This window comes from Serratia sp. H402Y, from assembly GCF_051172415.1.
GTDB classification, from domain to species: Bacteria; Pseudomonadota; Gammaproteobacteria; order Enterobacterales; family Enterobacteriaceae; genus Serratia; species Serratia ureilytica.
In genome coordinates this window covers 563029-584135 of the sequence record NZ_JBPIYZ010000001.1, presented here as the reverse complement: position 1 = coordinate 584135, position 21107 = coordinate 563029, and the positions used below count along the sequence as shown (strand labels likewise).

20 protein-coding genes are annotated in these 21107 nt (G+C 62.8%); 6 read left to right on the top strand and 14 right to left on the bottom strand.

Annotated elements, in window-relative coordinates; translation table 11 throughout:
• Positions 1–29 precede the first annotated feature (29 nt).
• On the bottom strand, positions 30–446 hold the full coding sequence (locus tag ACSBQS_RS03005) for a putative T6SS immunity periplasmic lipoprotein (RefSeq protein ID WP_197666287.1): 417 nt from the start codon (positions 444–446) through the stop codon (positions 30–32).
• A 264-nt stretch (positions 447–710) separates the two neighbouring features.
• Here ACSBQS_RS03005 and ACSBQS_RS03000 point away from each other — a divergent pair, with 264 nt between their 5' ends.
• A complete protein-coding gene (locus tag ACSBQS_RS03000; protein WP_004939270.1) occupies positions 711–1346 on the top strand; it encodes a carbonic anhydrase in 636 nt (211 codons plus the stop codon).
• Between the two features lie 62 nt (positions 1347–1408).
• Here the strand turns inward: ACSBQS_RS03000 and ACSBQS_RS02995 are convergent, their stop codons facing one another.
• The 4 genes from ACSBQS_RS02995 to ACSBQS_RS02980 are packed head-to-tail and all read right to left on the bottom strand — an operon-like array spanning position 1409 to position 6420.
• Entirely contained in the window at positions 1409–3265 is a 1857-nt protein-coding gene (locus tag ACSBQS_RS02995; protein ID WP_342163113.1) for a M3 family metallopeptidase, read from the bottom strand.
• 46 nt (positions 3266–3311) lie between these two features.
• The gene (gene ybiB, locus ACSBQS_RS02990) at positions 3312–4271 is read right to left on the bottom strand and encodes a DNA-binding protein YbiB (protein ID WP_089191369.1); all 960 of its coding nucleotides are present in this window, start codon (positions 4269–4271) and stop codon (positions 3312–3314) included.
• Between the two features lie 37 nt (positions 4272–4308).
• Positions 4309–4938: an FMN-binding negative transcriptional regulator gene (locus ACSBQS_RS02985; protein WP_149542589.1), complete on the bottom strand. Its 630-nt coding sequence runs from the start codon at positions 4936–4938 to the stop codon at positions 4309–4311.
• Between the two features lie 57 nt (positions 4939–4995).
• Positions 4996–6420, bottom strand: coding sequence for an MFS transporter (locus tag ACSBQS_RS02980; protein ID WP_197749643.1), 1425 nt, complete (start codon positions 6418–6420; stop codon positions 4996–4998).
• Between the two features lie 99 nt (positions 6421–6519).
• Between ACSBQS_RS02980 and ACSBQS_RS02975 the strand changes: the two genes are divergently transcribed.
• A complete protein-coding gene (locus ACSBQS_RS02975) occupies positions 6520–7359 on the top strand; it encodes a helix-turn-helix transcriptional regulator (RefSeq protein ID WP_033650544.1) in 840 nt (279 codons plus the stop codon).
• Here ACSBQS_RS02975 and ACSBQS_RS02970 read toward each other — a convergent pair.
• The 4 genes from ACSBQS_RS02970 to prpB form a co-directional block, all read right to left on the bottom strand.
• The gene (locus ACSBQS_RS02970) at positions 7356–7985 is read right to left on the bottom strand and encodes a LysE family translocator (protein ID WP_033650543.1); all 630 of its coding nucleotides are present in this window, start codon (positions 7983–7985) and stop codon (positions 7356–7358) included. The genes ACSBQS_RS02975 and ACSBQS_RS02970 overlap by 4 nt on opposite strands.
• Positions 7986–8064: 79 nt before the next feature.
• Complete coding sequence (locus ACSBQS_RS02965; protein WP_342163249.1) at positions 8065–9516, bottom strand: bifunctional 2-methylcitrate dehydratase/aconitate hydratase; 1452 nt, start codon at positions 9514–9516, stop codon at positions 8065–8067.
• 50 nt (positions 9517–9566) lie between these two features.
• Complete coding sequence (gene prpC / locus ACSBQS_RS02960) at positions 9567–10730, bottom strand: bifunctional 2-methylcitrate synthase/citrate synthase (RefSeq protein ID WP_015377141.1); 1164 nt, start codon at positions 10728–10730, stop codon at positions 9567–9569.
• A 33-nt stretch (positions 10731–10763) separates the two neighbouring features.
• Entirely contained in the window at positions 10764–11654 is an 891-nt protein-coding gene (gene prpB / locus ACSBQS_RS02955; RefSeq protein ID WP_043137053.1) for a methylisocitrate lyase, read from the bottom strand.
• 245 nt (positions 11655–11899) lie between these two features.
• Between prpB and prpR the strand changes: the two genes are divergently transcribed.
• Positions 11900–13501 (top strand): propionate catabolism operon regulatory protein PrpR, encoded by a 1602-nt coding sequence (gene prpR, locus ACSBQS_RS02950; protein ID WP_342163121.1) that lies wholly within the window; start codon positions 11900–11902, stop codon positions 13499–13501.
• Positions 13502–13504: 3 nt separating this feature from the next.
• On the opposite strand, the gene ACSBQS_RS02945 is transcribed toward prpR, so the two are convergent.
• On the bottom strand, positions 13505–14413 hold the full coding sequence (locus ACSBQS_RS02945; RefSeq protein ID WP_108680337.1) for a DMT family transporter: 909 nt from the start codon (positions 14411–14413) through the stop codon (positions 13505–13507).
• 136 nt (positions 14414–14549) lie between these two features.
• Between ACSBQS_RS02945 and ACSBQS_RS02940 the strand changes: the two genes are divergently transcribed.
• The gene (locus tag ACSBQS_RS02940; RefSeq protein ID WP_042783967.1) at positions 14550–14984 is read left to right on the top strand and encodes an Lrp/AsnC family transcriptional regulator; all 435 of its coding nucleotides are present in this window, start codon (positions 14550–14552) and stop codon (positions 14982–14984) included.
• On the opposite strand, the gene dinG is transcribed toward ACSBQS_RS02940, so the two are convergent.
• The 4 genes from dinG to ACSBQS_RS02920 form a co-directional block, all read right to left on the bottom strand.
• Positions 14985–17183: an ATP-dependent DNA helicase DinG gene (gene dinG / locus ACSBQS_RS02935; protein WP_033642371.1), complete on the bottom strand. Its 2199-nt coding sequence runs from the start codon at positions 17181–17183 to the stop codon at positions 14985–14987.
• A 66-nt stretch (positions 17184–17249) separates the two neighbouring features.
• Positions 17250–17642 (bottom strand): tautomerase family protein, encoded by a 393-nt coding sequence (locus tag ACSBQS_RS02930; protein ID WP_099785195.1) that lies wholly within the window; start codon positions 17640–17642, stop codon positions 17250–17252.
• The gene (locus ACSBQS_RS02925) at positions 17632–17964 is read right to left on the bottom strand and encodes a carboxymuconolactone decarboxylase family protein (protein ID WP_089194442.1); all 333 of its coding nucleotides are present in this window, start codon (positions 17962–17964) and stop codon (positions 17632–17634) included. Before ACSBQS_RS02925 ends, ACSBQS_RS02930 begins: the two co-directional genes overlap by 11 nt.
• 123 nt (positions 17965–18087) lie before the next feature.
• Positions 18088–18735, bottom strand: a complete 648-nt coding sequence (locus ACSBQS_RS02920; protein WP_196018906.1) for a glutathione S-transferase family protein — start codon at positions 18733–18735, stop codon at positions 18088–18090.
• A gap of 240 nt (positions 18736–18975) precedes the next feature.
• On the opposite strand from ACSBQS_RS02920, the gene ompC reads away from it, so the two are divergent.
• Both ompC and ACSBQS_RS02910 read left to right on the top strand, forming a co-directional pair.
• Positions 18976–20073, top strand: a complete 1098-nt coding sequence (gene ompC / locus ACSBQS_RS02915; RefSeq protein ID WP_033637639.1) for a porin OmpC — start codon at positions 18976–18978, stop codon at positions 20071–20073.
• Positions 20074–20252: 179 nt separating this feature from the next.
• A complete protein-coding gene (locus ACSBQS_RS02910; protein ID WP_042783961.1) occupies positions 20253–21101 on the top strand; it encodes a GNAT family N-acetyltransferase in 849 nt (282 codons plus the stop codon).
• Positions 21102–21107: the final 6 nt, after the last annotated feature.

The window sequence follows — 21107 nt, the reverse complement described above, 5'->3', positions numbered from 1 at the left end:
CCGGCGGGCTTTTTTTATGTTCAAGTGCATTAGCGCTGGATGGGTACGACAGCGAGTTTTTTGCCGTCCGCTTTGTCAGCAACCAATGTAAATTCAGTCCAATATTTGCGCGGTGCCTCATTTGACGCGTTGCCGACCGTCGCAATCTCAACCGAATAGCTATGCCCAATCTTGAACCCGTCGAAAGCCTCCGTCAGGCATTCGCCAGGCATGACCGCTATCGGTTGCTGGCCCGGCGCAACCGACGTGGACCATTCCGCCTTCCCTCCGGCCCCCGGTTGATAAATTCCGATGCCCACCAGCTCGCGTTTTCCGTCAATATCGTCCGGCACGCTAATGCATACGCGATTGTTTTTAACGCTGACGTTTGCCGGATAGAACCAGGGACGTTCCTGCACACAGCCGCTCAGCAATGCCAGCGCCAATAAAAAAGTCAGTTTTTTCATTTCATTGCCTTAGGATTACGCGGCTCTCGAAGGAACAACCGTAACACGGTTTCATAGCGAGTTTTAAATAGATACGACAGCTATTTTCCTATCGTCCGCTTCGTCAGCCCCCACGCGTAAACGAGCCGGAAAATTCTGTCGCCAACAGGCAGAAACCCTGTATTCAATGGGGTTTGCACACACATTTTTTTACCTGCCCATAGCTGGACTAACGGGAGAGGATGATTATCATGTTACGCAGACTACAGATGCAGAGAGCGTTGTATGCAACATATCATTGAAGGTTTCCTCAGTTTCCAGAAAGAGATTTTCCCGCAGCGCAAGGAACTGTTCCGCAGCCTTGCCTCCAGCCAAAATCCCAAAGCGCTGTTTATCTCATGCTCTGACAGCCGTTTAGTGCCCGAGCTGGTCACACAGCAAGAACCTGGGCAGCTTTTCGTTATCCGTAACGCCGGCAACATCGTCCCTTCCTTCGGCCCGGAGCCGGGCGGCGTCTCTGCCACCATCGAGTATGCAGTGGTGGCGTTGGGGGTTACCGATATCGTGATTTGTGGCCACTCGAACTGTGGCGCCATGAAGGCTATCGCGTCCTGCCAGTGCCTCGACCCCATGCCTGCGGTAGCTCACTGGCTGCACTACGCGGATGCGGCCAAAGCGGTGGTCGAGAAGAAAACGTGGAATAGCGAAACAGACAAAGTTAACGCTATGGTCGAAGAGAACGTTATTGCTCAGCTAAATAATATCAAAACCCACCCTTCTGTGGCAGTGGGTCTGCGCAACAGCGGGCTGCGCCTGCACGGCTGGGTGTACGACATCGAAAGCGGCGAAATTCGCACGCTGGATAGAAACACCAAGAGCTTCGTGTCTTTGGCCGATAATCCCGACGTCTATTTCGAATAAAATAGCGCCCGGTTTAGCCATTAAATAAAATCCACGCCGCGGCGTGGATTTTATTATCCGCCTTAAGCCAAGCGCGCCTCTATCGCCGCAGCGAAGTCGCGGCACATCCGGTCGTCACCCTCAGCGTTGTCCGCCAATACCGTCTCGCCATCCACCACCCGGATGTGCGCCTGCAAATCGAAATCTGCCGGCGGCTGCGGGCGCTTGGCCGCGGCGGCCATCGTCTGCTGCGCCTCGTGCCACGCCTGCGCCACCGTCTGGTTGCAGGCCTGCGCCAGATAGTCCGGATTGAACCCTTCGCCGGTCAGGCTGCGCAGCGTGTCGTCATGGCTGACGCTGTTGCCCGGCAACCAGTAGTGTTGCGCCAGATCCGGGCCGATGGCCGGGTTGTCCGTCAGGTAACCGTCGCGCTGCAGGAAGAAGTGACGGGTTTGCTCCACCGCCATCATCGCCAGCAGATAACCCTGATAGGAACAGGCGGACTCCAGCGACAGCAGGTGCGGGATCGCCAACGTCGGGCGCGGGCTGCCGCTGATGCCGAGGATCTTTTGCTCGACCTCGCGCGCCAGCGCGGTGATGGCTTCCGGCGTGCGCTGCTCGTCATCCCACTGATACAACGCCCACTCGAAGTACGGCACCAGCAGGATATGGCGTTCGTTGAACGCGCGCATCGGCTGGCGCGCCGCGATGCCGGCCTCAATCAGCGCATCGGGCACCGCTTCGCCGGCGGCGTTTTTCGCATAGCGCTTCAACCAGTCGGCGTCGTCCAGCAGGCTGTCGCAAAACATCGATTGGGTTTCGGCATAGGCCATCGAGGTCGGCGGGAACTCCTGCGAGAAGCACGGCGCATTCTGGCGGATGTTGGCGAAGTGCGCCGCGTGGCCGCCCTCGTGGAACAGGGTGTTGAGCCCGTAAGCGCCGCTGCCCACCTGCCCCGGCTGCGCCAGGCTGGTGAAGTTGATGCGCGCCGGCACCCATTCCTCCTGGCGCACAAACGGCGGCACCGGGCCGTGCATGAAGCCGTTCTCAAACTTGCCTTTGCGCACCAGCAGATCGAGATTCATCTCGGCGCCGCCAAAACCGATGTGCAGGCGTTTGAAGCTGTCGACCCAGCGTTCCAGCGAACGAGAAAACGGGAAGTAAGGATCCAGTTGACGGGTAACGTCGCCGGCGCTGGCGAAGCGTACGTTCCACGGCTCCAGCGCCTGGTCGCCCTTGTCGGCCGCCAGCTGCCGCAGGCTACGCGCGTTGGCCTCGCGGGTTTCCCGCTCGAAGCGATCCAGAATGGCGAACAGCTGCTCCGGCGTCATGCGCTCGGTTTTGTTCACCTTGTAATCGAAGTAGTTGCGATAGCCCATCTGGCGCGCAAAGCGGTTGCGCAGGCCGATCAGCTCCGGCAGGCCGTTATGCAGCAGCCATTGCTCCAGATCGCGCAGCGCCTGCTGCGAGCTGCGGCGAGAGTCTTCGTTCGGGTTGGTCGCCTGGTTGGTCAACAGCTCGCCGAGCGAGGCCGCCACCCGCCGCCCGTCGGCGTTCAGGTGCGTGACCTGATAGCCCTTGCGGCGCGAGTAGAGATCGGACTCGGCGTGGATGATTTGATCCAACAGCGCCTGCGCCTGCGAGTCTTCAATGGCGTTGCAGTCGAAAAAGCGCAGCCAACCTTGCAGGCCATGGATCAGCGCATCGCGCTGCGCCTCCTGCGGCAACGCTTCCAGCCCGGCAAGCAGACTGCGGATCTCGGCCAGCCGGCGCGGTTCGGCGACGAAGCGCTTATAGGCGCTTTCCGCGGCGGAAAAGCGCGCCGAGACGTCTTCATCGCCGGTGCCCATGTAGTTTTGCCAGAACAGCTCTTCTTTGGTGCGGTGAACGTCGAGGTAATCCTGGTTCAATTGATTGAAGTATTCGAGAGCCTGTTGCATAACCGTCCTTCTCAGCCGATGAGGAAATATCCCAGTATAGTCGCGCTTAGGCCTGACGCAGGCGCTGCAGCCCCTGCTCCAGCGTCTCGCTCTCGCCGGCGGCCACCAGGCAACAGGCGACCTGCCGCTGGATGGCCTGCGGGATCGCCACCTCGCCCGCCAGACAGCGTTCAGTCCAGCGCGCGGTGGTTTCCGCGTCTTTCGCCGCCGGCAATGCCGGCGTTTCGTCCGGCAAGGTGCGCTCCAGCAGTACCCGCTGTTCGCCGCCGACGATGTGGTGAATTTGCGGGCAGCGCAGCGGGTTGGCGTAGGCTTCGCCTTCCGTGCCGTGCATCAGCAACCCGCGGGCGCCAATCTGGCGGAAAAACGACGCCACCCGGCCAACATACTCCGGATGAGAGACGCTGGCGAGGCGCAACGCATCCTGTTCGCCAAACGGCGTCGCCAGCTTGGCCAGCGTATGGGCGCTGTTGCGCACCCCCATGCGCCAACGCAATCCGAGCTGCCGCGCCAACGGCGCCGACAGCGTGGAAACCGGCATGAATACCGCCTCGCCGTTATCGAGACGCCGCTGGGCGTGAGCGGCCTGTTCCGACCACGGCAGCCCCAGAGCGCGGAAAATCTCGGCGCTGGTCACGCGGGTGCTGTCGTCCAGGACGCCGTGCACCACCACCGGCAGGCCCACTTTCGCCAGCAGCAGCGCCAGCAGCGGCGTCAGGTTGGCCTGCTTGCGCGCGCCGTTGTAGCTCGGCAGCACTACCGGCAGCGGGCGCCCTTGCGGCGCCTGCAGCGACAATACCTGCTGCTGCATCGCCTGGTAGAACCCCAGCATCTCCTCTTCGGCTTCGCCCTTGATGCGCAGCGCGATCAGAATGCCGCCCAGCTCAAGTTCGGGGACCTCCCCGGCCAGCATCGCCTGATACAGTTGAAAAGCGGTCTGTTGATCCAGGTCGCGCGCATGATTTTTGCCGCGGCCTATTTCTTTGATAATTTTGGTGTAATCCATCCGAAGGTTCCCCTGGCTGCCCTTCAGTTAGCATACCCTATCCGCGCCGCCGCTCAACCTCCTGCGCCAGCCGCCGTTGCGCGTCATCGCCATCGCGCAGCCCGGCGATGACCCCGCCGGCGTCGTCGGCGCTGCGGTTTTGGCTCATCTTCCATTTGCCTTCACGCCGGGTGACGGCGATCTCGATGCCGACGATGCCTTTAAGCTGCGCGGCGATGTAGTTGGCCGGCGCATCATCGAGCCGCCAGGGTTCCGGGCGTCGCCCTTCCTGCTGCGCGGTAAGAGCGATCAGTTGGCGGCGCAGCCAGGCCGGATCGTCCGTCACCGTCGGCACGCCATACAGTTGCACCACGCTGTAATTCCAGGTCGGCACCACCTTGCCGGTCTGGCGTTTGCTCGGGTACCAGCCTGGCGACACATAACCTTCCAGGCCTTGAAAGATCACCAGGCATTCCGCGGCGTGCCGCAACCGCCGCCAGTGCTCGTTGGCGCGCGACAGGTGCGCCCGCAGCCGCAGCTGCCCCTGCTCGACATCAGCCACAAACGGCAGCGGGTCGGCCGTCAATCCGTGCTCGCCGTGGCTGACCAACAGCCCCAGCGGGTGGGCGCGGATCAACGCCAGTTGGGCATCCAGATCGTCTTCGCGAAATGCGGCGGGTTGAAACATCAGTGCGGCTCCTTATCGCTCTCTCATGATGACAACAGTAAAGCACCCGCCGGCGGCCTACTTAAGATCCGCTTTCTGGCTATTTCGAGTGATCCGGTTTAACAACAGCAGGGCCACGCCCATCGCCAACAGATTAAATACCATGGCGCCGGCAAAGGCTTGGGCATAGCGCTCCGCCGCGCCGCCGCTCGCCAACAGCGGCACAAAACCGACGCCGCTGACCACGATGCCCAACGCGCCTCCCACCTGCTGCACGGTGGCGACCAGACCCGCCGCCATCCCCGCCTGCCGCTCCTGCGCCAAACCCAGCACCAGATTCAGCAGCGGCGTCATGCTCAGCGCCTGACCGAACCCCAGCACCACCAACCCCGGCAGCAACCGCAGCGGATGCGCCAGCGCCTCACCCCACAGCGCCTGCGCCATCAATAGCGCCAACCCGGCGGCGTAAATCGCCACGCCCACGCTCAGCACGCCGTTGCCCCACCGCTGCGCCAGCCGGGGCGCCAGCATCGACGCCAACATAAAGGCCGCGCTGGCCGGGGCGAACAGGCTGCCCGCCTGAAAAGGCGTCAGCCCCGCCCCCGCCTGCAGCAGCAGCGCGAAACACAAGAAAAACGAGGAAGCGGTGGCATAAATCGCCAGCACCACCGCCATACCCGGCGCGAAACCCGCCTGGCGGAACAGCGCCGGATCGAGCACCGCATCGTCACCGCGCTGCGCCAGACGCCGCTCCCAACGCAGGAAGCCCCACAGCGTCAGCATCGCCAACGCCAACATCGGCGCTATCCACCACGGCCAGCCGCGCGCCGGCCCCTCCAGCAGCGGCAGCAGCAACAGCGACAGGCCGGTCGCCGCCAGCCACAGGCCAACGCCGTCCAGCCGCTGCGCCTGCGCCACCCGCGATTCGGGAATGCACCGCACCGCCCACAGCGCCAGTGCGCCGATCGGCAAATTGATCAAAAAGATCATGCGCCAGCCGCTGCCGAACAGGTTGGCCTCGATGATAAATCCGCCGAGGATCTGGCCGAAGATCGCCGCCAATCCCAACGTCATGCCCAGCCAGGCGAAGGCGCGCCGTCGCTGTTGCGGCTCGTACAGCACCCGCATCAAGGCGTAAATTTGCGGGAACAACAGCGCCGCCGTCGCCCCCTGCAGAATACGCGCGGCGATCAGCAGGCCGAGCGATCCCGCCAGCCCGCACAGCAGAGAGCTCAACGTGAATCCCAGCATGCCGAGGCTGAACAAGCGCCGACGCCCGAAGCGATCGCCCAGGCGCCCACCGGCGATCAACAGCACCCCAAACGCCAGCTCATAACCGGCGACGATCAAACCTATCCCGGCGAAATCGGCAGCGAACTGCCGCTGGATCACCGGCGCCGCCACGTTGACCACGAACAGATCGAACACCGTGACAAAACCGCCCAACAGCAGCACCGGCAGGCCGGGCAGCCCTCGCCGCTCACGAGATAATGAATGTTCCATACCACCTCCAGAGATTATGATGGCCGCAGTATGGAACAAGGTTTAAACTGTTACTATATAGCCATTTATACTATTACTGACAGCAACAGGACGGCCGACATGCCCCCACGCACCCTCGAACGCACCCGCCACGAACTGGGGGATTTTCTGCGGCAAAAGCGAGAACAACTGTCGCCAGAGGCGGTCGGCTTGCCGAGCGGCAGCCGCCGCCGCACGCCGGGATTGCGGCGCGAGGAGGTGGCGGCGCTGGCCGGCGTCGGCCTCACATGGTACACCTGGCTGGAGCAAGGCAGGGAAATCAATGCGTCGGTGACGTTTTTGGAAAATCTGGCGCGGGTGCTGCAGCTCGACGCCGCCGGCCGCTACCACCTGTTCTTATTGGCGCATCAGCGCCCGCCGGTGCCGGTTGGGCATCAGTGGTGCCAGGTTTCGCCGTTGGTGCGGCGTCTGCTGGACGATTTGGCGCTGCGGCCGGCCTACGTCATGAACCTGAGTTGGGACATCATCGCCTGGAATCCGGCGGCGCAGCGGCTGTTCGCCATCGGCGATCGCCCGGCGCAAGAGCGCAACATGTTGTGGATGCTGTTTGCCGATCCGCAGCTCAATGAGCGCCTGCTGGAGTGGCAGGCGCAGGCGCCGCAAATCCTGGCCAGCTTCCGCCGCGACTATGCCCGCGCGCCGGAGGATGAGGTGATGCGCCAACGGGTGCAGGCGCTGGAGCGGGTGTCGCCGCCGTTCCGCCGGCTCTGGCGGCAGCATGACATTCACGGACGCTGTCAGGGGCGGCGCAGCTTCGTCGTCCCGGAGATCGGCCCGGTCACCTTTGACCATGCCTCTTTCATCGTCGACGAAGAGAACCATCTGCGGCTGGTGATGTACAGCGCGCTGCCGGACGAACCGGCCAGCGCGGCGTTTGAAGCGCTGCTGCGCGAGGATTAACGACGGCTGTCGAAAATGAGTTTGCAGGCCAGCCCGGCGAACACGCCGCTCAGCAGGTAGTTCGGCCAGCGGGCGCTGAAGCGGCGGCCGGCGAAACGGCTTTTCATGCCGCTGACCGCCAGGATCACCCCGCCGTTAATCAGCAAGCCGACCAGATTCAGCACCGTCGCCAGCGCCAGCATCTGCACCACCACCGAGCCGGCGCGCGGATCGATAAACTGCGGGAACAGCGCCAGCACGAACAGCGCCATCTTCGGGTTGAGGATGTTGGTCAGCAGCCCCTGTCGGAAAATGCGCGCCGTCGGCACCGCCTGCAACCCGGCGGAAGCCTGCAGACTGCTGCCGGATCGCAACGTTTTCCACGCCAGATAGAGCAGATAAGCTGCGCCCAACATTCTCACCGCGTCGTAAGCCAGCGGCACCGCGACGAACAGTTGCGACAACCCCAGCGCCGCCGCCAGCGCATGGCAGTAAGTGCCGAGTTGAATGCCCGCCAGCGAAGCGAAACCGGCCCGCGGCCCCTGGCTGACGCTGCGCGAAGCGATCAGCAGCATATCCGGGCCGGGGGTCAGCGCCAGCGCCACGCAGGCACCGGAAAACAACAACAGCGTTGCAGCATCAATCATGAATCACCTGATAAGAAGACGGACGGGGATGGAGCGTCCATCATAGCGACGCCGACGTGGCTTGTCAGCGCCGCTCACCTCAGATCACCCACAAATCGAGATACTCGTTGACCGGCATCTGCGCCAGCCGCTGCCGGTCCAGCGACACCTCAAGAATGCGCTGCTGCTGCAGGGCCGGGAACTGGCGCGCCAGGTTGGTTTTAAACTTCTCGATCAGCAGCGGGATGCCCTCTTCGCGCCGCCGCGCATGGCCGATAGGATACTCCACCGCCACCTCATCCAGACGGCTGCCGTCGGCGAACTCCACCGTCAGTGCATTGGCGATCGAGCGTTTTTCCGGATCGTGATAATCGCGCGTGAAGGCGGGATCTTCATGGCAATGTATCTTGCTACGCAATGCGTCGATGCGCGGATCTTCGGCCACCCGGTCCTCGTAATCCGCCGCCGTCAGCCGGCCGAACAGCAGCGGGATCGCCACCATATACTGAATGCAGTGATCGCGATCCGCCGGGTTATCCAGCGGCCCCTGCTTGTCGATAATGCGCAGGCAGGCCTCGTGGGTGCGGATGCTCACCCTGGCGATGTCGGCGGCGGTTTTGCCGGCGGCCTGCATCTGGCGGTGCAGCGCCATGGCCGCCTCCACGGCGGTCTGGGCATGGAACTCCGCCGGGAACGAAATTTTGAACAGCACGTTCTCCATCACATACGCGCCGTATGGCCGCTGGAAGCGGAAAGGTTTGCCGTTGAACGAGACGTCGTAGAATCCCCAGGTCGGCGCCGTGAGCGCCGAGGGATAGCCCATCTCACCGGTGGCGGCCATCAGCGCCAGCCGCACCGCGCGGGCGGTCGCATCCCCCGCCGCCCAGGATTTGCGGGTGCCGGCGTTCGGCGCGTGGCGGTAGGTGCGCAGCGACTGCCCGTCCACCCACGCCAGCGACACCGCGTTCAGGATCGCCTCGCGGCTCAGGCCGAGCAGCTGCGCCACCACCGCGGTGGACGCCACCTTCACCAGCAGCACGTGATCCAACCCTACCCGGTTGAAGGCGTTTTCCAGCGCCAGGCAGCCCTGGATCTCATGCGCCTTGATCATGGCGATCAGCACCTGCCGCATGGTCAGCGGCGCTTTGCCCGCCGCCACCGCCTGGCGAGAGAGCCAATCGGCCACCGCCAGGATCCCGCCCAGGTTGTCCGACGGGTGGCCCCACTCCGCCGCCAGCCAGGTGTCGTTAAAGTCGAGCCAGCGGATCATGGCGCCGATATTGAACGCCGCCTGCACCGGATCCAGTTGGAAACGGGTGCCGGGCACCCGGCTGCCGTTCAGCACCTCGGCGCCCGGCACCACCGGCCCCATCAGTTTCTTGCAGGCCGGGTAGCTCAGCGCCTCCAGCCCGCAGCCGAGGGTATCGAGCAGGCAATAATGGGCGGTGCGGTACGCCGCCGGGGTATCGACGGCCTCTTTCATCACATAATCGACGATATCGACCATTTCGCGATCGAACGGCGGACGGCGGGTATTGGCAGACTCAAGCATCATGATTCCCAAAGGCTCCAGAGTGAAAACGACACGATAACGACCGGCGCTCAGCGCTGATCCAGCGGTACGAAGGCTCGCGCTTCCGGCCCGGTATAGTTGGCGGACGGGCGAATGATTTTGTTGTCCTGCCGTTGCTCGATGATGTGCGCCGACCAGCCGCTGACGCGCGCCATGACGAACAGCGGCGTGAACATTTCGGTGGGCACCCCCAGCTGGTGGTAAGACACCGCCGAGAACCAGTCGAGGTTGGGGAACATGTTTTTGGTGTCGCGCATTACGCTTTCCAGCCGGTCGGCGATGTCATACAGCTTCATCGCGCCCGCTTCCTGCGACAGGCGCAGCGCGATCTCTTTGATCACCTGATGGCGCGGATCGGAGACGGTATACACCGGGTGCCCGAAGCCGATCACCACCTCTTTGTTGTCGATGCGGCGGCGAATGTCGGCTTCCGCTTCGTCCGGCGTTTCATAGCGTTGCTGGATCTCCAGCGACACCTCGTTGGCGCCGCCGTGCTTCGGCCCGCGCAGCGCGCCAATGGCGCCGACGATCGCCGAATAGACATCGGATCCGGTGCCGGCGATCACCCGGCCGGCGAAGGTCGAGGCGTTGAATTCATGCTCGGCGTACAGGATCAATGACGCGTGCATCGCCTGCTCCCAGCTGGCGGAAGGCGCTGCGCCGTGCAGCAGGTGCAGGAAGTGGCCGCCGATGGAATCGTCGTCGGTCTCCGGCTGAATGCGCTCGCCGTTGTGGCTGTAGTGATACCAGTAGAGCAGCATCGATCCCAACGACGCCAGCAGCCGGTCGGCGATGTCGCGCGCGCCGGCCGCGCCGTGCTGCTCTTTTTCCGGCAGCGTGCAGCCGAGGGCCGAAACGCCGGTGCGCATCACGTCCATCGGGTGAGACGCCGCCGGCAGCGCCTCCAGCACCGTGCGCACGCTGGCGGGCAGGCCGCGCAGCGCTTTGAGCCGCTGCTTGTAGGCATGAAGTTCGTCGCGGTTGGGCAACTTGCCGTGGATCAGCAGATGGGCGACCTCTTCAAACTCGCAGTGGCGCGCGAGGTCGAGAATGTCGTAACCGCGGTAGTGCAGATCGTTGCCGCTGCGCCCTACGGAACACAGCGCGGTATTCCCGGCGGGCACGCCGGATAACGCCACGGATTTTTTCGGCTTAACGCCAGTCGGGCTTTGCGGGGGGATCGCTTGGCTCATACTGTCCTCATTTGGCTTCTGCGTGAATGGCGCCTATTCGTCGCGTTGGCGAGCGAACAGAGCGTCGAGTTTCTCTTCGAACAAATAGTAGTTGATGCTTTCATACAGCTCGTTGCGGGTCTGCATGGTGTCGATGACGTTTTTCTGCGTGCCCTCTTCGCGCAGGGCGCGGTACACCCGCTCCGCCGCCCGATTCATCGCTCGGAAGGCCGACAGCGGATACAGCGCCATATCCACCCGGGCGCTGCGCAGCTCCTCGGTAGTGAACAGCGGCGTCGCGCCGAATTCGGTGATGTTGGCGAGTATCGGCACCTGCGTCGCTTCGGCGAAGCGGCGGTACATGCCCAGCTCGGTAATCGCTTCCGGGAACAGCATGTCGGCCCCGGCCGCCACGTAAGCCTGAGCGCGCTCGATGGCCGCCTCCAGCCCCTCCACCGCCAGCGCATCGGTGCGCGCCATGATCACGAAGTCCGGATCGCTGCGCGCATCTACCGCCGCCTTGATGCGATCCACCATCTCTTCGGTGGAGACGATGGCCTTATTGGGCCGATGGCCGCAGCGCTTGGCGCCGACCTGATCTTCGATATGCAGCGCCGCCGCCCCGGCCTTGCTCACCGAGCGCACCGTGCGGGCGACGTTGAACGCCGATGCGCCGAAACCGCTGTCGACATCCACCAGCAGCGGCAGTGGGCAGACATCGGTGATGCGGCGAATATCGGTCAACACATCGTCCAGCGTCGAAATACCCAGGTCCGGCAGCCCCAGCGAACCGGCCGCCACGCCGCCGCCGGAAAGATAGATGGCCTGGAACCCCGCACGCTGGGCCAGCAGGGCATGGTTGGCGTTGATCGCGCCGGCGATTTGCAGGGGTTTTTCTTTACTCAGGGCCTGACGAAAGGCGAGCCCGGGTGAGCGCAGCGTCATGTCGTTCTCTCCGATTAGCTAGATGAAACAGACAGAGCAAGGGGCGGGCCAGGTTGCACTTTGGTGAGGAAAAAATTAAAAGCGATAAAAATAAATACGTTACAAAAACTGCTGCGCCAATCGCCAGGCTAAGGGATAAAAAAACGTTTCAGTTAACGTTTCAATCGCGGTTTCACTCGGCATATTTGAAACATGACTGAAACAAGGCTACACCTAATGCAGCCACTTTCATGCGGTAACCCACCATGAGCGATCACATCACGCCGTCCCGCACGCCGGACAAACCGGTGATCTGGACCGTCTCCATCACCCGCCTGTTCGATCTGTTCCGGGATATCAGCCTCGAGTTCGACCACCTGGCGACCATCACCCCGATCCGTCTCGGCTTCGAGGAGGCGGTGCAGCATATCCGCGCTCGCCTGGCTACCGAGCCTTGCGACGCCATCATCGCCGCCGGCTCCAACGGCGCTTACCTGAAAAGCCGCTTGTCGGTGCCGGTCATTTTGGTCAAGCCCGGCGGCTTCGACCTGCTGCAGGCGCTGAGCCAGGCGCGCAGAACCGCCGATCGGATCGGCGTCATCACCTATAAAACGCCCCTGCCCGCGCTGATGGAGTTCCAGCAAACCTTCGATCTGCCGCTGGAGCAGCGCAGTTACGTCACCGAAGAGGACGCGCGCGGCCAGATCGCCGAGCTGAAAGCTGCCGGCATTCAGGCGGTGGTCGGCGCCGGCCTCATCAGCGATCTGGCGGAAGAGGCCGGGCTCACCGCCATTTTTCTCTATTCCGCCGCCACCCTGCGCGCCGCCTTCAGCGATGCGCTGGACGTAACGCGCCTGATGCTGGGCGGCGCCAAGCGCGGCGGCGATTACGCCGCTCGCGATACCCTGCAGCCGCGCTATGGGCTGAGCGATTTACAGGGCGATTCCCCGCAGATGGAACAGACCCGGCGCACCATCATGCTGTACGCCCGCTCGCCGGCGGCGGTGTTGATCGAAGGCGAAACCGGCACCGGCAAAGAGCTGGCGGCGCAGGCGATCCACCGCGAATACTTTTCCCGGCGCGGCGCGCCCTCCAGGGGCACGACACCGCCGTTCGTCGCCATCAACTGCGGCGCCATCGCCGAATCGCTGCTGGAGGCGGAGCTGTTCGGCTATGAGGAAGGCGCCTTCACCGGTTCACGGCGCGGCGGCCGACGCGGGCTGCTGGAAACCGCCAACGGCGGCACCCTGTTTCTGGATGAGATCGGCGAAATGCCGCTGCACCTGCAAACCCGGCTGCTGCGGGCGCTGGAAGAAAAAACCATCACTCGGGTCGGCGGGCAACAGCCGGTAAAGGTCGACTTTCGCGTCATCAGCGCCACCCACACCCGCCTGGAGCAGGCGATTCAACAGGGCGATTTTCGCGCCGATCTGTTTTACCGCCTGAGCGCCCTGCGGCTGCAGCTGCTGCCACTGCGGGCGCGCGGCGACGATATCGCGATGCTGGCGGAACACTTTCTGAAACAGTCGCTGGCGGCGCTCGACGTGCCGCTGACGGAGCCGCTGCGCGCCGCCCTGGCCGGGTGTTACGCCGCGCTGGGTCATTACGCCTGGCCCGGCAACCTGCGCGAGCTGCGCAACATGATGGAGCGGGTGGCGCTGATGCTGAGCACCGGCGTCGCGCCGAGCGGCGAGACCCTGCAGTGGCTGCTGCCGGAGCTGGCGGCGGTCTCGCCGCCCGAGACGCCGGCGGCGCCCGTCTCCGCCCACGAAGCCCTGGCGCGGTGCGGAGGCGACCACGCCGCCGCCGCCCGGTTGCTCGGGATCAGCCGCACCACTTTATGGCGCCGGCTGAAAAAACCGCACTGAGCATCAGCCGGCGCGCCGGCCATCCGAGGCCGGCAGCAGTCGCGCTCGCCGATCGCCCAGCAGGTTCATACCCGCCGCCGCCAGCAGGATGATCGCCGTCCCCAGCAGTTGCCATGCCGACAGCCGGTGGCCAAACGCCAGGCGATCCACCAGCATGGCGGCGATCGGGTAGATGAACGACAGCGAGCCGATCAGGTGGGTCGGCAGCTTCTGCAACGCGCCGTACATCAGCACGTACATCAGGCCGGTATGCAACACGCCGAGCGTCGCCAGCATCCCCCACTGGCCAACGCTGGCCGACGCATGAAAATCCACCAGCGGCAGCAGCATCACCGCCCCTACCGTCACCTGAATCAGCGCAATAAGATGCGGCGGCGTGCCCTTCAGCCGCTTGGCCGCCAGCGCCATCAGGGCGTAGAAAAACGCCGCGCCGAGCGCCAGCGCGATGCCCGCCAGATAATGGCTCTGCTCCCCCGCCTGCCGCGGCTGCGCCAGCACCACCAGCATCATGCCGCCGAACGCCAAGCCCAGCCACAGCAGCTTGCGGGCGGTCAGCCGTTCCCCCAGAAACAGCGCTCCCAGCCCCACCAGCATAAACGGCTGGGTGTTGTACACCGCGGTGGCGATGGAAATAGAGGCATAGGAATAGGCGGCGAACAGCAGCAGCCAGTTGATCACCAGCGCGACGCCGCCGGCGATCGCCAGCAGCAGCGTGGCGCGCGTCAGCGCATCGCGGCGCAGCTGGCCCAGCGCGCCGCACACCGCCAGCAGCACCAGCGCCCCCACCGCGCAGCGCCAAAACACCACGTTGACCACCGGCTGGCCGGACATCAGCACAAACCAGCCGATGGAGCCGGAAATCAGCATCGCCGCCGCCATCTCCAGCGAGCCGCGTTTTATCTCTGCATTCATTCTGCGTTCCTCAAAGCTTGCCCAGAGACATAGCTTGCGGCTTCGCAGGGCGGCTTTCCATAGCATAAAAAAGGCAGATGTGCTTAACTGCCTTTTTCTCGCAGCTACAATCAAGGAAACACCTAACGGAGGCGTTATGGATGATATCGATCGCCAAATCCTGACCATTCTGGCGGAAGATGCGCGCGCATCGTTGAAGACGCTGAGCGCGCAGGTGGGCCTGTCGTCGCCGAGCACGTCGGAAAGATTGCGGCGGCTGGAGGAAAGCGGCGTGATCCAGGGCTATACCCTGAACGTCAATCTACAGGCGGTGGGTTACGCCTTTCAGTCGCTGGTGCGCATCAAGCCGCTGCCGGGCATGCTGAAGAAGGTCGAACAGCTGATTCAGGCGATCCCCGAAGTGGTCGAATGCGATAAGGTGACCGGCGAAGACTGCTTTATCGTGCGGCTGGTGGCGCACTCGATGGAACAGCTCGACCACACCCTCGATCGGCTGGCCGAACACGCGCAGAGCAACACCTCGATCGTGAAAACCACGCCGGTCAAGCGCCGCCTGCCGCCGCTGCTCTGATCAACGCCGCCGTTTGCGGGCGAACGGGTTGCCGCGCTTCTTCTCCTTTTTAGCCGCGTCGGCGGCGGATTTCAGCGCCGCCAGATGCGCCTTGTCGGCCTCCGGCACCGCGCGCTGCTCAATCGGGAACACCGGCAACGACGCCAACAGCCGCGAACCGTAGTTTTTGGTCAACAGCCGGCGATCGTAGATCACGATCTCGCCGTAACATTGGTTGCTGCGGATCAGGCGGCCGACCTGCTGGATCAGGTTGAACGAGGCGCTCGGCAGGCTCTGCACTTCGAACGGATAACGCTTCAGCGATTTCAGCCACTCGCCTTCGGTGATGATCACCGGGCTGTCGATCGGCGGGAACGCGATTTTGTGAATATGCACCTGGGTCAGCAGTTCGCCTTTCAGATCCAGCCCTTCGGCGAACGATTGCAGCCCCACCAGCACGCTGGCGACGCCCTTCTCCACCCGCTTGCGGTGTTCTTCCACCAGCCGGTAGCGCGGCTGGTCGCCCTGCACCAGCAGCATCAGCCGCAGATCGGTCACGTAGCTGAGGAAAGTCTGCATCGCCCGGTGGCTGCTGAACAGGATCAGCATGCCTTTGTGCTTGCCGCTCGCCTGCTCGGCGCGGAAAAACCGCGCCATTTCCTCAAGGTGCTCCGCCTCATTGGCGAGCGCCGGTTCATAGCGCATCTGCGGAATGACAATCTTGCCCTGTTCGACGTGATTGAACGGCGATGAGAGCGTTTCGAAGCGATCGCCGGCCTTCTCGCTCAACCCGCTCATCTCTTGCAAACGCGCGAAGCTGTTCAGTGAACGCAGCGTGGCCGAGGTGACCACTACGTGCGGCACCTTGCGCCACAGCAGCTTTTCCAGCTGATCGCTGACGCGAATGCCGACGCAGTGCAAATACAGATGGGTGACGTTATCGCGCAGTTCGCGCGTGACCCATTTGGAGATCGGCGCGTTGGACGACTTGTCGAGCGCCGCCAGCCGCCACAGCTTGCTCATCGCCTCCAGATAGCCCAGCGTGCGGCTCATCTGAATGATCGAGCGGTGCAGACGCATGATGTCGTGCTTGCCGGTCTGTTCGGTAAGATCGTTAAGCACGAACTCCGCCAGCCCGCGCAGCGCATCGGTCAGTTTGAACAGCCGCGCGCAGCTCTCCACCATCTCCGCGGGCAGCTCGCCCATTTCAAAACGGTGCTCGGCCGCCACGCTGTCGCCGGGCAGATAGGCGCTGACCTGATGCTCGAAGATCTGCACCAGCTCGCGCAGCTCCTCGCAATGGTTTTTCAGCCGTTCGCTGTTGGCCAGCCCCGGCGGATTCTTCGGCCGGTACTGCGTCATGCACTGTTCGACCTGGCGCACGATCATGTCCAGCTGCAGGTTGGTCGACAGCGCGGTGATTTCCCCGTCGATCTCCAGCGCGTCGCGCGCCACCTCCGGCAAATGGTGGCCTTCGTCCAGCACCAGCAGCAGCTCTTTCGGGTTCGGCAGCACCGATTCCGTCTCCAGCGCCGCCATCACCAGCGCGTGGTTGGCCACCACCACGTCGGCGCTCTCGATCTCTTTGCGGGCGATATAGAACGGGCATTCGCGAATGTAGTGACAGTTGCGCCCCAGGCAGTTGGCCTTGTCGGTGCTCAGCTTGGCCCACAGCGGATCGTCGATGCTCTGCTGATAGTGATCGCGCAGCCCGTCCCACTCAAAGCGGGCCAGCGCCTTGGTCAGCTTCTGACACAGCGCCTGCTCTTCACCGCTGGACGGCGCCAGCTCGTCGTCGAGAAACAGCGTCAGATCGCCCTGTTGGCTAACGTCGGTGCTCATCGCCGCCAGATTGCGCGGGCAGACGTAACGCCCGCGGCCAAAGGCGCCGGTAAATTTCAGATCGGGAATAATCTTCTTCAGCAGCGGCAAATCCTTGCTGTAGATCTGATCCTGCAGCGCCACGTTGGCGGTGCTGACCACCAGCGGTTTGCTCTCCGCCCGCCCGACGGCGATGCCCGGTATCAGGTAAGACAGCGTTTTGCCGACGCCGGTCGGCGCCTCGATCGCCAGATGGCGCGGGTAGTCGCCGGCCAGCGTCTTCGCCACCTCGGCGATCATCTGACGCTGGGGCGCGCGGGAAATGAAATCCGGTATTTGCTGCTGCAGGGCTTTGTACCACTGGCCAATCTGATCTTTAACTGCGGAGGAGAGCGCCATTCAACTCTTATCTAAACGAAATGATGGCGCTATTGTCCCACAGACCGCCGGCGACGTCAGCCCGAGTTACGCCTGCGGATCGATCATCGAGGCGCGACCACCGCCGAATGACCACTCGTCCAACTGGGTGGTGGCGATCACCACCATCACATCCTCGGGGTTCAGCCGCAGGTTCTCCGCCAGCAGCGTCGCCAACCGCCGGTAAAAACGCCGCTTGGTGTCGCTGTCGCGCGGCCGCCCGGCGGTGATGTAAAACAGCACGAAATCCGCGCTGCGCGGCCCGCCGAGATAATCGCGATCGTAGATAAGCTCACCGGGGCGGTATTGATCGATCGCCTGAAACCTGTCCGCCGGCGGCACCTCGAAGGCCTCCACCAGCGCCTGATGCAGGCTGTCGGACAAGGTTTGCAGGTAGTCGGCAGATTTGCCCTGGTGCAGGGCGATGCGGCTAAACGGCATGGGGCGCCTCCGGTTCCAGCTCGCGCAAGCGCGCCACGGCCGACGCCGCCGCGGGCCAGCCGGCGTAAAACGCCAGGTGGGTGATGAGCTCCGCCAATTGCGGGCGATCGACGCCGTTGCGCTGCGCCAGCTGCAGATGAAACGGCAGTTGCTCCAGGCGGTTAAGCGCCACCAGCGCGGCGACGGTGATCAAGCTGCGCTCGCGCGGGCTCAGCTCTGGCCGCTGCCAGACATCGTCAAACAAGACGCTGTCGCTGAGCTGCGCCAGCTTGGGGGCGATATCGCCGAACGCCTGTTGTCCGGCCCGGGATTCTGATTGCATCACACTCTCCTGTCAGTTGCGGATAGCCTTACGCTACCCGCCGACGAGGCGAGTGAAAATCGGGATTTTCAGCAGTCTCGGTTCAGAAAAACGGGAGGGTTCCCCGCCGGCGGCGGGGAGATGTCACGATTCCAGCGGCGCAACGCCGTCGAAATGGGCGCTCAGCAGCGCATTCAGCTCCGGCCGCTGCTCCACCCGTTCGGCGATGGCGTAAAGCCGCGGGCAGTGTTGCCGGAACCACGCGCGCCCCGGCCGCCAGTTGCACATCACCGCCACGTACAGATCCAGCGCGCTGAAGCTCTTGCCGAGAAACCACGGTCCGGCGGCGGCGTTCAACTGCCGCAATAAACGCTCGCGATAGCTCATCACTGCGTTTTTCAGCTGTTCCGCCCCTTCCGTTTTCGGCTGCCAGCGCTGCGGATGGTCGGCGTAGGTGAAAGTGGGATAAATCTCCGCGTTGATGAACAACAGCCAGCGCAAAAAGCGCGGCAACAGCGGCGAGCCGCCGGGCGGCGCCAATTCGGCGTGCGGCGCGCGATCGTGCAGCAGCAGGATAATCGCCGCGCTCTCCGTCATCACTTCGTCATCAGGCAGCACCAGAGTGGGGACCTGGCCGAGCGGGTTCAACGCCAACAGGCGATCCCGCTCCGGGCCCTCCTGGGTGTAATCCACTTCCTCGTAGCCCCAGGGGAACGCGGTCAGCACCAACGCGGCGGCCACGATGGTCGAGCCACACCCCTGCGTACCGAACAATGTATAAGTATCGTGCATGATTCCTCCGGAAACCGATCAGGCTATCGGTAACTGTAGACCAGCCGCAGACCGTCGGTTGCAGAAAAAATTCACCCTTTGCGCGACTTTTTTAATCGTTCGACATGAAAATGAATTTTTTGTCATAAATAGATCACATTACTACGGTAAAAATTCTCCGCCGCCAACAACCGGACGGCACAGTAAAGCAGCAATGCAACTGATGATAGCGTCTTTTAATCGAATAAAGCAGGGTAACCCATGAAACGTAATCTTCTGGCCGTTATTATTCCGGCACTTTTACTTGCGCAAGCGGCACAGGCAGCAGAAATCTACAATAAAGACGGCAACAAGCTCGATTTTTACGGTCGTGTGAAAGCCCTGCATTATTTCTCCGATGATGCCGGCAACGATGGCGATAAAACCTACGTCCGTATCGGCTTTAAAGGCGCGACTCAGATTAACGATATGCTGACCGGTTACGGCCAGTGGGAATATCAGATCGCCGCTAACCATTCTGAATCCGACGGCACCAAAGACACTAAAACGCGTCTGGGCTTCGCCGGTCTGAAATATAAAGACCTCGGTTCTTTCGACTACGGTCGCAACTACGGCATTATTTACGACGTCGGCGCCTGGACGGATATGCTGCCTGAATTCGGCGACGACGCATACGTCAAAACCGACAACTTCATGAACGGCCGCACCAACGGCGTCGCCACCTACCGCAATAACAACTTCTTCGGTCTGGTCGACGGCCTGAAATTCGCCGTCCAGTATCAGGGCAAGAACGAAAACGACGGCCGCTCCGCCAGCAAGGCGAACGGCGACGGCTGGGGCCTTTCCTCCAGCTATGAAATCATCGACGGCCTGAGCGTGGGCGCCGCCTATGCCTCTTCCAACCGCACCGCCAGTCAGAAAGCGGGCACCTTCGGTAAAGGCGACAAGGCCGATATCTGGGCCGCCGGTCTGAAGTATGACAATAACGATGTCTACCTGGCCGCGACCTACTCGGAAAGCCGCAACATCGCGCCAATTTCCGGTACCGCCACCATCAATAACCGCTCCACTTCCGTCAGCGGCTTCGCCAATAAAGCCGAAGGCCTGGAACTGGTTGCGCAATATCAATTCGACTTCGGTCTGCGTCCATCGCTGGGCTACGTTCAGCAGAAGGGTAAAGATATTGAAGGCATCGGCGATACCGACCTGGTGAAATATATCGACGTCGGCGCGTACTACTATTTCAACAAGAACATGTCGACCTATGTGGATTATAAAATCAACCAGCTCGACAGCAATAATAAGCTGGGTCTGAAAGACGACAACGTGATTGCCGTCGCCCTGACCTATCAGTTCTGATGTGATGAATGAATAACCACCACTGCAAACTTTAGCGTCACTTGATACCCAGAGTTTTATTTCGCCGGGCGGCTGCGTCCGGCTTTTTTGTTTTTATTTTCCCCGCCGGCGAATGCCCCCGCTTGCCTTGCCAAACAAACGGGTCTACATGTATAGCTTTCCCCCGAGCGGAATCAGCCATGCATAACGACGGTCGGTTTAACTATCACAACGCCGTGCGCTACAGCAGCGACGAACTGGCGAACATCCTCAACCACTGTTTTGAAAACTACATCGTGCGTTTCGTCCTCGACGGGCCGACCTTCGCCGCCCGCTTCGGCGCCGAAGATCTCAGCCTGAACGACAGCCTGATCGTCACCCATCGCAATGAACCGGTGGCGGTGGCGCTGATCGCCCGCCGCGGCCGGCACAGCCGGATCGCGGCCTTTTCCGTACGCCCCGAGATGCGCGGTCAGGGGCTGGGTAAGGCGCTGATGCAGCGGGTAGTAGCGGATGCCCGTCAGCGCGGCGATCATCGGCTGTCGCTGGAAGTGATCGAAGGCAACGAAGCCGCGCTGGCGCTGTACCACCGCGCCGGGCTGCGCATCGTGCGCACCCTGACCGGCCATCAGGCGCCGGCGGCCGTGCCGCCAGGCAAGGCGGTGCTGCAGGCGGTCGATCCGCTGACCGTCAGCCATCGCCTGACGGCGGAAGGCGCCACCGACCTGCCCTGGCTGATCGCCCCCGAGTCGTTGTTCAAACTGCCGGGCAAACCGCGCGCTTATACCCTCGAACGCCAAGCCTACGCCGTGGTGATGCCCGGTACCGAGCACTGCTGGCTGCGCCTGATCTACGTGCCGCCGCAGCATCGCGGCCAGGGGCATGCCCGCGCCTTGCTGGCCGCTCTGCAAGCGCAGTTCGCCCCTTTGCCGCTGACCGCCAACGTTTTTGTGCCCGAGGTGGCCGCCCCCTTCTTTACGCATCTTGGCTGGCGGCAGGATCCCCTGCGTCAGTTCGAGATGGATATGCTGCTGGACAGTCCACAATAAAAAAGA